The following is a 13925-nucleotide window of genomic DNA, read 5'->3' as shown; positions in this document are numbered from 1 at the left end:
TTTTTCAGGCTGTTTTGTTTTTCATAAAACGCCCGAACCTCCGGCAGAAAACGCGCGGCATTGGCCTGGTACATGATCTGCTGGATCGCCAGATTGCTGAGGTGGTCCTCGGTGGATTGCAGGGCGTCAGCCAGTACTTTGTGGGATTTTTCCGAATCCGAGACTTCCGACAGGAGCGAAGCTGCCACAATGCGGTTGGGGGGTAGGGGTCGTCAAGCGCGGGGGCCAGCGCTGCCTTTTCCTTTTCTCCCAACGCTTTTGCATTGGATTTCAACCCCTGCAACGCCCAGTACCTCACCAACTGGTTCTTGCTTTCCAGCCCTTTCATTTGGGCGACCTTTGCCTTTTCTGTCCGGAAACCCGACCAGCGGGCCATGTCGTAGATCGGTTTCAGGTCCAGTTGGGCACGATACTCGTAGGGCGTGGTGGTTTTGGAGATTTGCTCGATTTCATATTCGGGCAGGAAAAGAATGTCTTTTTGGGTCAGAATCTCTTTTTCCTGCACCTGCCGGAAGGTAGCAATGAGCTTCGAGTAGGCCGGGTCTTCGGCCAGATTGTTCATTTCCCAGGGGTCTTTTTCCAGATCGTACAGGAACTCGGCCGGGCGTGGTTCCAGCATTTGCCGTTGGGAGGCTGTCAGTTTTCCCGCTTTATAATCCTGACGAATCTGGTGGGTGATTTCGCCCATATCCATGTACAGCAGGTGGCGCAATTCCTGGATATAAGGGACAAAAACGCGGGAGTAGGCGTACTTGCCCTGAATGACCGTGCGGGTCAGGTCGTAGCTCTCATCGGAGCGGTCGGACGAGAGATAGAGGTACTTCGGCGCGGGCTGGCGTGGTTCGCCTGCCAGCACCCGGCCCTGCATGTAGTCGGGGATTTTTACCCCCGCCAGCGCCAGGACGGTGGGGGGTAGGTCGGTAAAATCGATCATCTCGTCGGTAACAGCCCCGGAGGTACCCCAGGGCGAGAGGTGTTTGTATTTTTCGGGAAACCAGATCACGAAAGGTACCCTATGACCCAGCCCGATGCCATTGGTTTTGGAACGCGGCATGCCTTCGCCATGGTCGGCGAAGAGGAAGATGATGGTGTTCTGGCGTAAGCCTTCCTTGTCTAGACGGTCCAGCAATTCCCTGAATTCCAAGTCCGTTTTGCTGATCGAGTTGTCGACGCGTGCCATTTGCTTCCGCATCTCGGGGCTGTCGCGGTAATAGGGCGGCATGAATACCGAAGCATCGGTATGCTTCATCGAGTCGGGTAGCTGACTCAGTACCAGCTTTTCATAGTCGGGGTAGGGAAGGGTCATCGTGCGCGACTGGTGGCTCGACATACTGTTAAAAACGGCGAAGAACGGCTGTCCGGCGGCTCGGTTCCACCAGCCCGCTTTGCCCGAACTTTCGTCCCAGCTTTCGGCAATGATCCGTTGGGCATCGGAAGTGTTGTAGTCCGTTTTGCTGTTATTGGTGGTATAGTAGCCCGCGTCTTTGAGGTACTTCGGGAAGCCATGGATAAAGTCGGGAATGGGGTACCCGCTACGGTGATTGCCGGTACCCAGTTCGTAGGTTTTTACGCCCGTAATCAACGCCGAGCGACTGGGCGAACACACGCTGCCCGTCGAAAAAGCGTAATTGAAGCGTACCCCTTCCCACGCGAGCTGGTCCATGGTGGGCGTCTTGGCGGTAAGGCTGCCATAAATCCCGATGAACTCGGGGGAGGTATCTTCGAAGGTAAGCCAGAGAATGTTGGGACGTGGTTCCTGACTCCGGGCCGAGGTACCTGTCAGGAAGAGCAAACAGAGTAAGCAGAAGATTTTATGGAGCACGGGGATGGTTGCCAGTTTTTGAAAAGTTCCTCAATCAGATATCCAAAGGCGAGGTACCGGACAAATACCCATTTATCCCGCAATTTTTTCCACCAGCAACCCCCAAAACCGGTAAAGGGTACCTACCCTCTGCTATCTATAAGAAGGCGAGTGCCCGAACTGGGTAGGATACCCTGCGGCTATTCAAAAAAAGCCCCCTCTTTTTTTAAAAACGATTTCATTTCCCAGCTTTCTTGGCGTCTGGAACAAAAGTCGGATCGTAAGCCGGGTTCGGCTTTTTGGGTATAGGGGCGTTCGTGGCGGTTCGCCATTCGGTAAGCAGGTTTGCCAGTTCGTCACGCTTTTCGGGTTTGGAAGTACCTAGGTCAATGCGCTCACCGGGATCGTTTTCCAGATCATACAGCTCGTAAGCATCATCCTCGAAATAATGATGCAGTTTCCAGCCGTTTTGAATCACAACGCTGCCGGGGCGCGTGCGAAACAGGGAATCCCGGCTATCGTCGCCCCCAATTTCATACGCTTCAAGATAAAAAGGGAAGTGAAAATAAATTGCCCGCTCGTAAAGGTCAGGACGGGCTTTGCCCTGCCACACATCCAGAAATGAAACGCCGTCGATGGGTTGGGTGGTGGGAGGGGGTACCCTGGCCCATTCACAAAGGGTCGGAAACAAATCGAACAGCAGGGTAGGATAGTCAGAGACGCCGGGCTTGATGCCTGCCTGACTGACTAGCAGGGGTACCCGGATGCCCCCTTCGTAGTAGGAACCCTTGCCGCCCCGCAGTGGCCACTGCCGCGAGAGATTCGCAATACCGCCGTTGTCGGAGGAGAAAATAATCAGCGGATTCTGTAAGCCCAGCTTTTTTACGGCGGCCAAAAGTTTTCCCACGTTCTGATCGAGGTTTTCCACCAGCGCCGCGTAATCGGGATTGGTACCCTGGCCGTCGCGGGCAGGAAGTTTCCGGTATTTCTCCACCAAGGCCTTTTTACCCTGCAAAGGGGTATGAATGGCAAAGTGCGGGATATAGAGGAAAAAATCGTTCGTCCGGTTTTCTCCCATGAATCGGATGGACTCCTTCGTGATGCGGTCGGTGAGTTCTTCCCCCACGGGACCATCGGGCAGGTACCTCATGCCATACGGACTGAAATAATTCTTCGGATGCCCCATGCGCCCGCCGCCTTTATGGACATCGAATCCCTGTTTGGTAGGATCTTCACCGATGTGCCACTTCCCCATGGCGGCGGTTTTGAAACCCGCTTCCTGAAAAACATTTCCCAGGGTCTTGAACCGGGAGGATAGGAATTCCTCGTTCGGTTCCGGGATTAGCTTCCGGGTGCGGGCATCACCCCGGTCGGGGGGCGAGACCGTGAACACTCCGTGGCGGGGTGAATAGCTACCCGACATCAGACTAGCCCGGCTGGGGGCGCAATTGGAAGCATTGGCGTAGGCATGGGTAAAAACCAGCGACCGGGCCGCCAGCGAGTCCAGGGCCGGGGTCTGATAATAGCGCGAGCCATTGAAGCCGACATCCTTCCAGCCCAGGTCGTCGGCCAGGATGAGGATGATCTGCCGGGGTTTGTTCTGGGCCATGGCGGGGGCAATGGCCCAGAAAACAGCGAGTACGCACAGCGTGAGGGAGCGGACAACTCTAATCATTCAATCGGAAATGCAGATTAGGCAAGTGAATTTGAGACTTTGAGATGAGGAATGAACCGAAAGTCTTTCAGATTATACGTGCGGAGTTCAAGGTCGTAAACCAGAGCGGTGGCGGCAATCAGGGTATCGGCCACACTCATATGATGGGATAGGGCGAACTTTTCGCTGAGGGCAAGGGCCAAATCACCGATGTTTTTGTCAAGTGGAATACTGAGGTAGCCCGACAAATCTCGTTTTATTTTCCCCAATTCAGCCGTGTTAAGAACCCCATTGTAGAGTTCCATTTCAACAATAACCGAAATAGCAAGATTAACTTTACCCATTGTTTGGATAAAATTAGTTACCTGCGTTCTTCCTCGCAAATGATCGATAATGATATTAGAGTCAATCAGAAGCATTGCTAGTAACGCGGTTTGCGTCGAAGATCATGAATGTATTTTGCCGGATCATCAATATGTGAAAAAGGTTTCACATCAGGATTTTGCGCCAGAGCCTCCTCCTCCTCGGCCGTCAGGGTGTTATTGATGACGCGAGCGTGATCCAATACATTGAGACGTGGGATCTCAATTTCCCATCGATCGGCTTCTCCAAAAAGTTCAACCAAAGATTCCTCGACTAGCTGATCAACAGACTTGCCATTCGCCTCGGCTTTTTCCTTCAATCGTTGCGCCAGGTGTTCGTCTTCTATATTAATGCTTATAGTCAACATATTTGAACGTTTTATATGTATGAGCGAAACAAATTTACTGAAAACCAATCGCTAACAAAAGCGCCGATCAGAATGCGTGTCCATCCAATAATTAGGAGGATATACGCCGTTGACTTCAAATCAGGATTTGATCTCATGATTAGCCGACGGGTCGCGTTTTGCTTTTGCCACTTGACCGCGGTACTCCGTGGGACTGCACTGCATTGCTTTTTTGAAGACCGTGTTAAAATAGGGTACCGTCTGGAACCCGCTGTCGTAGGCGATTTCGGAAATATTCAAATCGCTGGTTTTCAATAAATGGAGCGCATGATCGACGCGATAGCCGTTGATAACATCGGTCAGAGTCTTGCCGGTCAGTTGTTTGAAAAATCGACAAAAAGCATTGGGGGATAAATTGACCAGCGCTGCTACCTCGGCCAGGGTGATTTTATGGGGATAGTGAGCAATGACATGCCGGTAGATCTTTTGAAGCTTTTCGCGGTTCTCATTGGAAAGCGCATCATAGGTCTGGCGGTTTTCCAGCACGTGCAAATCTTCGGGACTTTCTGCCAAAATTGTAAAAATCCGCAGAAGGGCCGTCAGGCGTTCCAGGAAGTTAAGGGCGGGCAGGCTACGCAGGATTTGTGCTATGGCAGTCCTGCTTTTGTGAAGGATAAGTACCCCACGGGCGGCTTTTTGAAAAACCGGGGTGAGGTGTTCGAATTCGGGAATCGGCGAGAAACCGTCGGGTGTGAGAAAATTCCGGGAAAACTGAACGACGTACGAAATACTGGTCTGCGGATCCTCCGGGTCCTGGGAGTCGCACAGCCAGCAATGAGGTACCTGCGGACCTAACAACACCAGATCGCCGCTTTCAAAATTCGTCACGTGTTCGCCGATATATCGCTTCCCTTTTCCCCGCTCAATGTAGGTGAGTTCCAGCTCGGGATGGTAGTGGAAGGGGGCATCAAAGTAGGGTACCTCAAACTTCCTAAAGAAAAAAGACTGGTTGGTAGAGGGAATTATTTTCTCTAACTGAGCGATCATTGGCTAAAATTAGCACGGATGAGGTGTTTTATGATTTTTATTTGGTAAAATAATGAAAGATTCAGCTAATTTAAAGAAATTCTACGTCCCGGCTTTCTCCTAGTTTTGTGAATATTTCCAATTAAAAAAATTCCAACCTAACCCTTAACTATGGAAACCATCCGGCCATTACCTTCCCTGGACAGCCGCTATCCGGTCAGCGAATCCCAGAAAGCCTCTTACCAATCCAACGGCCACGTACTGCTACGGAACATCGTTTCCGAAGCCGAAATGGAAGCCTACCGTCCCGTAATACTCGATGCCGCCGACCGCTACAATACCGAAAAGCGGAAAATGGAAGAACGCGATACCTACGGAAAAGCTTTTCTGCAAATCATGAACCTGTGGGAAGTTGACGAGGCAGTCCGCAAATTCACATTGGCCAGGCGGTTTGCGGGCATCGCCGCCGACCTCATGGGTGTGAAAAATGTGCGGCTCTACCACGATCAGGCTCTGTTCAAGGAAGCGGGTGGCGGCTACACCCCCTGGCATCAGGATCAGTACTACTGGCCTCTGAATACCAACAACACCATCACCATGTGGATGCCCCTGGTGGATATCAATATCGAGATGGGTATGCTGACCTTTGCCAGCGGTTCGCAGAATCTGGGGTACCTGGGCGATCTGGATATCTCCGATACTTCTGAATCCGTTCTGTCGGATCTGGTCAAGGAAAGGGGGTACCCCATCAGCCGGGCTGAAACCATGAAAGCGGGCGACGCCACCTGGCACTCGGGTTGGACGCTGCACGCTGCTCCCGGAAACCTGTCGGACACACTCCGTGAGGTGATGACGGTTATCTACATGGACGCCGATGCAAAGATCATCGAACCCCGGAATCCCCATCAGAAAAACGACCTCGCTCGTTGGCTGCAGAACGCTCCCGTTGGCAGTGGGGCGGCTTCGGAATTGAATCCCCTGCTCCTGTGAAGGGAATATTGTTTCCAATTCCGTTCACATGAAATCGATTCCGTTTTTTTGTAAAAATCAAAAGGTACCTTTTATACAATGAGAGAAGCAAAGGCGGCGGTTGCCGACGGTAAGGGAAGTTTTACGATCGAAACAATCACGGTGGACGAGCCGGATCGTGACGAAGTGCTGGTCGAAATAAAAGCCTCTGGCGTGTGCCATACCGACTGGGATTCTCTAGGGTGGGGCAAGCGGATCATCCTGGGACATGAAGGGGCCGGTGTGGTGGCGGCGGTGGGGCCAGCCGTAACCCGGGTAGTCGTGGGTGATCCGGTCATTCTCAATTGGGCCACTCCCTGCTACACCTGCTTTCAGTGCCAGGAGGGCAATCAACATCTATGTGAAAATAATTCGCCGGTCACTTCCGGTAATAAATTAAACGGCGGGCACGCCCGCCTCGAATCCACCCGGCATCAGGGTACCCCCATCGAACGCTCCTTCGGCCTGGGTACCCTAGGTACTTATAGTATGGTACGGGAGGCTGCGGTAGTAAAAATCAATGTCGAAATTCCTTTTCCTTCGGCCAGTATCCTGGGTTGCGGCGTGATGACGGGCTTTGGCTCCGTGGTCAATGCGGCCAAGGTCAAAGCGGGCTCGTCGGTCGTAGTTCTTGGGGCCGGTGGGGTAGGGCTGAATGTGATCCAAGGGGCCAGGATTTCAGGCGCAGCGCGGGTAATCGCGGTAGATATTGTCCCCGAACGGCTCAAAATGGCGGAGTTTTTTGGCGCTACCGATATCATTCTGGCCGACCGCGAGGATGAAGGCTTGCTGCGGGCAGCCACCATGGTTAAGTCCATGACCAGCGGCCGGGGAGCCGACTACGCCTTTGAATGCACAGCGGTACCTGCCTTAGGTGCTGCCCCGCTGGCCATGATCCGCAATGCCGGGATGGCCTGTCAGGTCAGCGGCATCGAACAAACCATCACCATCGACATGAATCTGTTCGAATGGGATAAGATTTATATCAATCCGCTCTACGGCAAATGCCGTCCCGAAATTGATTTTCCCAAGTTACTGGCCCTTTATGCCAGTGGCGACCTGCTCCTCGACGAAATGATCACCCGCACCTATGCTTTGGATCAGTTGGGAGAAGCCTTCGACGATATGCATCGGGGTCGCAATGCCAAGGGTGTTATCGTTTTTTAATCGCTGCCGATGTCCGATACCTTTTTTACTTCTGAAATATCTGATGCCCGCTTTGAAACCGACGGCCTGCGCCATATTACCGTAAAGTCCAGGGCGCTGGGTGGGCGGGCTGATATTACTGTGTTTGTCCCGACGGACATGAAGGTACCTACAGACCTACCCGTAGTGATTTTATTGCACGGCGTATATGGCAGTCATTGGGCGTGGACCATGAAGGCCGGGGTACATCGTACCGCCCAACGCATGATGGAAACGGGCGAGCTCAAACCTATGGTTTTGGCCATGCCTTCGGACGGCCTGTATGGCGACGGAAGTGGCTACATAAAGCATCGGCAAGCCAACTATGAAGCCTGGATTGTACAGGAGGTACCTCAGGCCCTGAGGGAACTGATACAGGGTGTGACGACGGCATCTGATTATTTTATTGCTGGCCTATCAATGGGTGGCTATGGCGCCTTAAGGTTAGGAGCGAAGTACCCTCAGGTTTTCAAATCCTTTGCCGGCTTGTCTTCCATTACGGAATTTTCGCAACTTGCTGACTTCTGTGAACCGGGAACCTTTGAAACGCTGGGAGTCCGCGCCTTACACCCCGAATCGGTGTTGGAAGTACTCCTGAATAATAAAGAAAAGCTGGGCCTTTTTCGGTTTGACTGTGGCACAGATGACTCACTTTTTGAAGCCAATCAGCAATTGCACGATGCCCTAAATTATCATGGGATCAGGCATACCTTTGAAGCTTTGCCGGGTGGCCATACGTGGGATTACTGGGAACGGAACATTAATAGAACCCTGCAGTTTTTCAGCGATACAGTCGCAGGGTAGTTTGTGAGAGTCTATCAAATGGGGGTAATGTGTTGGATATCCTTTAATAACCAAGTACTAGAGTTCACTATAAATAACCTCTTGTTTCATTAATTAAGTAAATTAACAGACCGATATAAAAAAATTGAACAGTCCCCGGCATAATTGCCCGTGGACTGTTCTTTTGTTGTTCGGCTGAGGCCCCAATCACGCAACCGAAGAAATTCGTTGCAGGGTAGGGCGGATGCGTGAATTCTTGTACCAGGTACACATTTCGACTAGAAAACGCTCGGGCGGAGCCCCGAAGTTATCGATGTCTTTTCGGACGGTTATGTAAAATTTCGAATTCCGGAAGCTATATAATATACTGTCGGATTCCACCTGTCCGGCGCTTAATTCGAAGATGTATTGGGGGAAATGCCCTTTTAAAATTAGTACCGAATCCTTTTTTGTTACTGGATCTACCAACTTCATCCAGCGGGGAAGCCCGGAATTGGGCTTGTTGAGTATAGTTACTTTCATCACAAGGCAAAGTATAGAGGGGAAAGGGACGTCATAAAAAATCCGTAGTTGAATTGATTCTCAATTAAACTGCGAAAGTGCTAGGGCGGACGTATTACAGTAGCCCAGCCAATAAAAATACTACCCCCGATAATGAATTGGGAGGGAAACAAAAACAGGCCTGACAACTGCCCGCTGGCAACGATTCCATTCGTTAGTTCGACGAATGGGAGTTAATGGTTTTGAGCGAAGGCTTATACTTGTGTTTGGTATACCAGGTCAGCATTTCGATCAAGTAGCTTTGGGGAGGAGTGCCCGCCTTATCAAAATCCTGACGCACTTTTACGTAATATTTCACTTCATTAAACATTACGGTAATACAATCAGGGTCATTTGAGGGGGGGACAACTTCAAAGAGGTATGCCGGAAATCGGCCTTTGAGGATAAGAGCTGAACGCTTGTTAGATTCGGGGTTGACTGCAACCATCCAGCGGGAAATCCTATTGCTAGGATTTTTCACAATTTGTGAAGAATACATATGAAAACTTTTTTAGTGTGTACGTGTAGCCCAAATCTATAAAGAAAAAATCACATTAGCTATTTTCCTCTGAACCACGAGTAAATTGCAAGAAAAAACTATGCCAGCAAATAATTGACGCCTAATGAACTAAACGTAAAAAGTTACTAAAAATTCTTTTTTCTTTTCAACGAAACCGGTAGTATGCTTAGCCCTTGAAACGGAGAATTTTTACCAACACCCAGTTCATATATTAGAAAATATTTCCATGAATTTAACTTCAATTCAGCAATTAGTCGATTTTTTGTCCACCCTTGCCCCTCAGGCCTACCAGGAAGGGTACGACAATGCAGGGCTCATCGTAGGGTACCCTGCTACTGAAATTACCGGGGTGCTTCTGGCGCTGGACTGTACCGAAAACGTGGTGGCCGAAGCCGTACGGCGGGGCTGTAACGTGGTGGTGGCCCATCATCCGATTGTATTCCGTGGGCTGAAAAAGCTGAACGGCAAAAACTATGTGGAACGGACCGTAATGGAGGCCATCCGGGCTAACGTGGCACTATACGCAATCCACACCAATCTGGACCATGTGGCGCACGGTGTGAACGCCATGATCGCCGAACGGCTGGGCCTTGGCCGGGTTCGGGTACTGGCTCCCAAGCGGCAGCTTTTGATGAAGCTCACCTATTTTGTGCCATCGGCCGAAGCTCAGCCGGTACTCGATGCCCTTTTTGCCGCTGGAGCTGGCCAAATCGGGAAGTATTCTGAGTGCAGTTTTCAATCGACCGGGGAAGGTACCTTCAAGCCAGGCGACGGAACAAATCCCTATTTGGGAGAGTCCGGGAAACTGGAACGCGTGGCTGAGCAGCGGGTGGAAGTGCTGTTTCCGGCTTTTCTGGAAACCAAAATCATGCGGGCGCTCCGCCAGGCACACCCCTACGAAGAGGTCGCCTACTACCTGCACCTGCTCGAGAACGAACATCAGGAAGTAGGAGCAGGAGCCATCGGTGAACTGCCGGAACCCATGACCAAGTTAGAGTTTCTGGGGTACCTTAAAGAAAAGATGAACGTGAATGTAATTAAGTACACCTCCACCGGGAAGCCGACGGTCCAGCGGGTGGCTGTGTGCGGAGGTGCGGGCAGTTTTCTGTTGCCCAATGCTCTCGGTGCCCAGGCCGATGCGTTCATCACGGCTGATTTCAAATACCACGAATTTTTCGACGCAGAAAACAAGATCATGATCTGCGATATTGGGCATTACGAGAGTGAAGTATTTACGAAACAACTCCTGTTCAATCATATATCGAAAAAATTTGATAATTTTGCACTTTATTTGTCGGAAGTGAACACAAATCCGGTTTCGTACTTCTATTGACGAAACTGTTTCGTGCCCGAGCTTGTAGTATTATAAAAGAATATCACTGTATTAAAACCATACATGGAAAACACGATCGCTCAGAAACTGGAAGCTCTCCTGAAATTGCAGGAAATTGACTCGCAACTTGATAACATACTTAAAATCAGAGGTGATTTGCCCGAAGAAGTAAGTGATTTGGAGGACGAAATCATCGGGTTTGAAACGCGGATCGCCAAGTTTGATAGCGAAATTGGAAACCTGAATGCCACGATCGATGCGCATAAAAACGCGCAGAAAGATTCGGAAAAGCTGATTGTACGCTATAAGGATCAGCAGATGAACGTACGTAACAACCGCGAGTTCGATGCCATTACCAAGGAAATCGAGCTACAGGAATTAGAAATGCAGCTGGCCGATAAGCGGGTAAGCGAAGCTAAAGCCCGTATCCGCCTGATTGAGGATGATCTGGCTAATACTCAGGCGGTCTATAATGAGCGCAAGGAAGATCTGAAGACCAAGAAGCAGGAACTGGACGTTATCACAAGCGAAAATCAGGAAGAAGAAAAAGCCCTTCGGGTAGAGCGGGATAAGCAAGCTGCCAAAATCGAGGAGCGGCTTTTGAAGTCGTATCAGAAAATCAGGAACAACTCCCTGAACGGGTTGGCGGTAGTGACCGTATCACGTGGTGCCTGTGGAGGATGTTTTAATGTGGTGCCCCCTCAGCGTCAGGCTGATATCCGGGAGCACAAAAAACTCATCGTATGCGAGCATTGTGGCCGTATTTTTGGCGGTGTGGACATGCCCGAGCCTGTCGTTAGCACAGGTCGCCGCTAGGCCTGCCCGCACTCACGTTTTTTATACCATGAATGGCTGCCTTTCGGGCAGCCATTTTTAGTAGGTACCTTTACCCGCAATCCAACGGGGAATGGTACACGTAAGTACTTGAAAAAACGACCTATAGACCGACGTATGAATTTTTCAGGCAAGCTATTTTGGGCCGTATTTCTGGGTCTATTGTTTTTGAATCACGGGTACCTTGAAGCCGGGGAGTCGGATACCCGGCTGGAATTCACGCCCCGCCTGCAGCGTGCCTATTTCGAGATACAGAAACTGCGGCTGGATAAAGCCCACACCTTACTGGATCAGGAGCGAAGCCAGAATCCTGACAACGGAGCTCTGATATACCTGGACAATTACGCCGACATGTACTATCTGCTGATTTCCGAGGATAAAGCGGCGTTCGATAGATTGAGCGAAAAGGAAGATTCCAGGCTGGATGCGCTGACCAGACTACCCGAAAACTCACCTTTTCAACGGCTGCTGCGGGCCGAAGTACGACTACACTGGGCTTTTGCCAAACTCAAATTCGGCAGCGAAGTGAGCGCTTGTTGGGATATTATCAAAGCGTACAAACTGCTGGAAGAGAACCGCCGTAAATTCCCGACGTTTGTCCCTACCTTCAAGTCCCTGGGCTTGCTTCACGTACTAATCGGTTCGGTACCGGAGCAGTACACCTGGGTTACCAAAGTACTGGGCCTGACTGGCGATATCGAGGGCGGATTGCGGGAACTGAACCTCGTTCAGGCAAAAGATCCTTTCTTTCGGCAAGAAGCGCAACTGATCGACCTATTGTTACATGCCTATACTCTTCAGCTGAGCACCGCTCAGATTATGGAATTGAAAGCCATGCCAGCCAGTCAGCCGGATAATCTACTGCTTCATTTTTTTGCCACCTCGGTATTGATGAAAGAGGGGCGAAGCGAAGAAGCTTTGATGATTTTGAACAAAGCCCCCCGTACATCCGACTATATCCCATTTCCGTTCCTGGATTACCTGCGAGCAGAAATTTTGCTCCAAAAAGGCCAATACGACCAGGCATATACCTACTACGATCGCTTTCAACGAGATTTCAGAGGATTCAATTTTTTAAAGGATAGCTACTTCAAGCAGTTTTTGTGTCGTTGGCTTACAAATCGAAACGAAGAAGCTAAAGCATTGATTGGTAGGGTCGTAAAAGTCGGTAAAACCATTACAGAGTCGGATCAGTACGCGGAGAAATTCGCTGAAACCTACCGCGCCGGCCAGGTGAAAGATGAGCAGAAAGTACTTTTCGAAGCCCGGTATGCCAGTGATGGAGGCTATCTTCAAGAGGCTGAGCAGGCTTTGGGTAATTACTCGGAAACGTCCTTTTCCGAAACCAGCAACAAGGCCGAGTTCAATTATCGGCGGGGCCGGATTTTGCAGAAAATGGGTCAGAGTACCCAGTCATTGCCTTACTTTGAACGATCCATCGTGCTGACCCAAAATACCAATTTGTACTTCGGACCCTCCTCCGCACTGCAGATGGGGTACATCTACAAACGCCAAAGTAACAAACCGCAGGCTATCGCCTCCTTCAAAAAAGCCATGTCCTATAAAAAGCACGAATATAAAAACAGCATCGACAACAAGGCACGGGCGGCACTTTCAGAATTGGGCGCCTGAAAGGAGGCACAAAGTTTCGTGAGGTGGTCGACGCGTGGTGGACTTCTACGTCAATTTTGCTCAGTGCTTGAAGTAGGGTAGGGTAATATTTCTCTTTATGCCTAATTGCCTTTTTATCTTTGCTTCTTTAATCGAACGTATCCTGCCTACATGGATAACAATCTCTACAATCCCCGAAAAATACAAAGCTGGGCAGAAGAGGACCGCCCCCGTGAAAAACTCATGCTGAAAGGTAAAGCAGCCTTGTCCGACGCCGAGTTGATTGCTATTCTAATTGGCATGGGTACGGTGGATTTTTCGGCGGTAGATGTCGCCAAGATCGTGCTGAGCGCTGCCGGAAATAACCTCAACGAACTGGCCCGCATGACCGTAAAGGATTTGATGAAGGTCAAAGGGATTGGAGAAGCCAAGGCCATCACCATTGTTTCGGCGCTCGAACTAGGGCGTCGTCGCAAGGAATTCGAAAGTCCGCGGCGTCGGCGAATCACCGGAGCGCAGGATGCGTATGAGGAAATTAAGCCCTACCTGCTGGACAAACCCCACGAAGAATTCTGGATTTTGCTCTTGAACCGAGCCAATGAGGTACTTCGCCCCGTACAGATTAGCTCGGGAGGCGTAGCGGGTACCGTGGCCGATCCGAAGCTAATCTTCAAACATGCCCTGGAACAGCTCGCCAGTTCGGTTATTCTTTTTCATAATCATCCCTCGGGAAACCTTACTCCCAGCCAGGCTGACAAAGACCTCACCCGTAAATTGAAAGAGGCAGGCCGAATGCTCGACCTGCCCATCCTAGATCACCTCATCTTTACCGACAAAAGCTATTTCAGCTTTGCCGATGAAGGAATTCTTTAAGAAGATATGAGATAGGAGATATGAATTATGAGATGCAATTTGTATTAC

At 50.4% G+C, this 13925-nt stretch carries 14 protein-coding genes; 7 read left to right on the top strand and 7 right to left on the bottom strand.

From position 1 onward, the window contains the following. Window positions 1-4: 4 nt before the first annotated feature. The 5 genes from GBK04_RS03080 to GBK04_RS03060 form a co-directional block, all read right to left on the bottom strand. Complete coding sequence (locus GBK04_RS03080) at window positions 5-1822, bottom strand: sulfatase family protein (protein ID WP_373330674.1); 1818 nt, start codon at window positions 1820-1822, stop codon at window positions 5-7. A 217-nt stretch (window positions 1823-2039) separates the two neighbouring features. Continuing rightward, entirely contained in the window at window positions 2040-3476 is a 1437-nt protein-coding gene (locus GBK04_RS03075) for a sulfatase (protein WP_152756750.1), read from the bottom strand. A 17-nt stretch (window positions 3477-3493) separates the two neighbouring features. After that, window positions 3494-3874: a type II toxin-antitoxin system VapC family toxin gene (locus GBK04_RS03070; protein ID WP_152756748.1), complete on the bottom strand. Its 381-nt coding sequence runs from the start codon at window positions 3872-3874 to the stop codon at window positions 3494-3496. Window positions 3875-3876: 2 nt separating this feature from the next. Continuing rightward, window positions 3877-4185, bottom strand: a complete 309-nt coding sequence (locus GBK04_RS03065; RefSeq protein ID WP_152756746.1) for a hypothetical protein — start codon at window positions 4183-4185, stop codon at window positions 3877-3879. A 120-nt stretch (window positions 4186-4305) separates the two neighbouring features. After that, a complete protein-coding gene (locus tag GBK04_RS03060) occupies window positions 4306-5211 on the bottom strand; it encodes an AraC family transcriptional regulator (protein WP_152756744.1) in 906 nt (301 codons plus the stop codon). 150 nt (window positions 5212-5361) lie between these two features. On the opposite strand from GBK04_RS03060, the gene GBK04_RS03055 reads away from it, so the two are divergent. From GBK04_RS03055 to GBK04_RS03045, 3 genes are all read left to right on the top strand, one after another. After that, complete coding sequence (locus GBK04_RS03055) at window positions 5362-6180, top strand: phytanoyl-CoA dioxygenase family protein (RefSeq protein ID WP_152756742.1); 819 nt, start codon at window positions 5362-5364, stop codon at window positions 6178-6180. Between the two features lie 78 nt (window positions 6181-6258). Then, entirely contained in the window at window positions 6259-7365 is a 1107-nt protein-coding gene (locus tag GBK04_RS03050) for a Zn-dependent alcohol dehydrogenase (RefSeq protein ID WP_152756740.1), read from the top strand. Between the two features lie 9 nt (window positions 7366-7374). Continuing rightward, complete coding sequence (locus GBK04_RS03045) at window positions 7375-8187, top strand: alpha/beta hydrolase (protein WP_152756738.1); 813 nt, start codon at window positions 7375-7377, stop codon at window positions 8185-8187. A gap of 186 nt (window positions 8188-8373) precedes the next feature. Here GBK04_RS03045 and GBK04_RS03040 read toward each other — a convergent pair whose 3' ends face one another. Both GBK04_RS03040 and GBK04_RS30285 read right to left on the bottom strand, forming a co-directional pair. Continuing rightward, complete coding sequence (locus GBK04_RS03040) at window positions 8374-8688, bottom strand: hypothetical protein (RefSeq protein ID WP_152756736.1); 315 nt, start codon at window positions 8686-8688, stop codon at window positions 8374-8376. A gap of 193 nt (window positions 8689-8881) precedes the next feature. Continuing rightward, window positions 8882-9187, bottom strand: a complete 306-nt coding sequence (locus GBK04_RS30285) for a hypothetical protein (protein WP_373330673.1) — start codon at window positions 9185-9187, stop codon at window positions 8882-8884. Window positions 9188-9452: 265 nt separating this feature from the next. Between GBK04_RS30285 and GBK04_RS03035 the strand changes: the two genes are divergently transcribed. The 4 genes from GBK04_RS03035 to radC all read left to right on the top strand — a co-directional run bounded on the left by GBK04_RS03035 (window position 9453) and on the right by radC (window position 13877). Further along, window positions 9453-10559: a Nif3-like dinuclear metal center hexameric protein gene (locus GBK04_RS03035; protein ID WP_152756734.1), complete on the top strand. Its 1107-nt coding sequence runs from the start codon at window positions 9453-9455 to the stop codon at window positions 10557-10559. Window positions 10560-10622: 63 nt separating this feature from the next. Then, window positions 10623-11375, top strand: coding sequence for a zinc ribbon domain-containing protein (locus tag GBK04_RS03030; protein WP_152756732.1), 753 nt, complete (start codon window positions 10623-10625; stop codon window positions 11373-11375). A 135-nt stretch (window positions 11376-11510) separates the two neighbouring features. Next, window positions 11511-13025 (top strand): tetratricopeptide repeat protein, encoded by a 1515-nt coding sequence (locus GBK04_RS03025; protein ID WP_373330672.1) that lies wholly within the window; start codon window positions 11511-11513, stop codon window positions 13023-13025. A 150-nt stretch (window positions 13026-13175) separates the two neighbouring features. Further along, a complete protein-coding gene (radC, locus tag GBK04_RS03020) occupies window positions 13176-13877 on the top strand; it encodes a RadC family protein (RefSeq protein ID WP_152756731.1) in 702 nt (233 codons plus the stop codon). The last annotated feature ends 48 nt before the right edge of the window (window positions 13878-13925 follow it).

The organism is Salmonirosea aquatica, from assembly GCF_009296315.1.
In the GTDB taxonomy this organism is placed as follows: Bacteria; Bacteroidota; Bacteroidia; order Cytophagales; family Spirosomataceae; genus Salmonirosea; species Salmonirosea aquatica.
This window is presented reverse-complemented; position numbering and strand designations above follow the sequence as displayed.

Coding starts and splice junctions, on each gene's coding strand:
- GBK04_RS03025 (WP_373330672.1), top strand. CDS start 11,511: ATGAATTTTTCAGGCAAGCTATTTTGGGCCGTATTTCTGGGTCTATTG.
- GBK04_RS03055 (WP_152756742.1), top strand. CDS start 5,362: ATGGAAACCATCCGGCCATTACCTTCCCTGGACAGCCGCTATCCGGTC.
- GBK04_RS03075 (WP_152756750.1), bottom strand. CDS start 3,476: ATGATTAGAGTTGTCCGCTCCCTCACGCTGTGCGTACTCGCTGTTTTC.
- GBK04_RS03045 (WP_152756738.1), top strand. CDS start 7,375: ATGTCCGATACCTTTTTTACTTCTGAAATATCTGATGCCCGCTTTGAA.
- GBK04_RS03050 (WP_152756740.1), top strand. CDS start 6,259: ATGAGAGAAGCAAAGGCGGCGGTTGCCGACGGTAAGGGAAGTTTTACG.
- GBK04_RS03035 (WP_152756734.1), top strand. CDS start 9,453: ATGAATTTAACTTCAATTCAGCAATTAGTCGATTTTTTGTCCACCCTT.
- GBK04_RS03070 (WP_152756748.1), bottom strand. CDS start 3,874: ATGCTTCTGATTGACTCTAATATCATTATCGATCATTTGCGAGGAAGA.
- GBK04_RS03030 (WP_152756732.1), top strand. CDS start 10,623: ATGGAAAACACGATCGCTCAGAAACTGGAAGCTCTCCTGAAATTGCAG.
- GBK04_RS03065 (WP_152756746.1), bottom strand. CDS start 4,185: ATGTTGACTATAAGCATTAATATAGAAGACGAACACCTGGCGCAACGA.
- GBK04_RS03040 (WP_152756736.1), bottom strand. CDS start 8,688: ATGAAAGTAACTATACTCAACAAGCCCAATTCCGGGCTTCCCCGCTGG.
- radC (WP_152756731.1), top strand. CDS start 13,176: ATGGATAACAATCTCTACAATCCCCGAAAAATACAAAGCTGGGCAGAA.
- GBK04_RS03060 (WP_152756744.1), bottom strand. CDS start 5,211: ATGATCGCTCAGTTAGAGAAAATAATTCCCTCTACCAACCAGTCTTTT.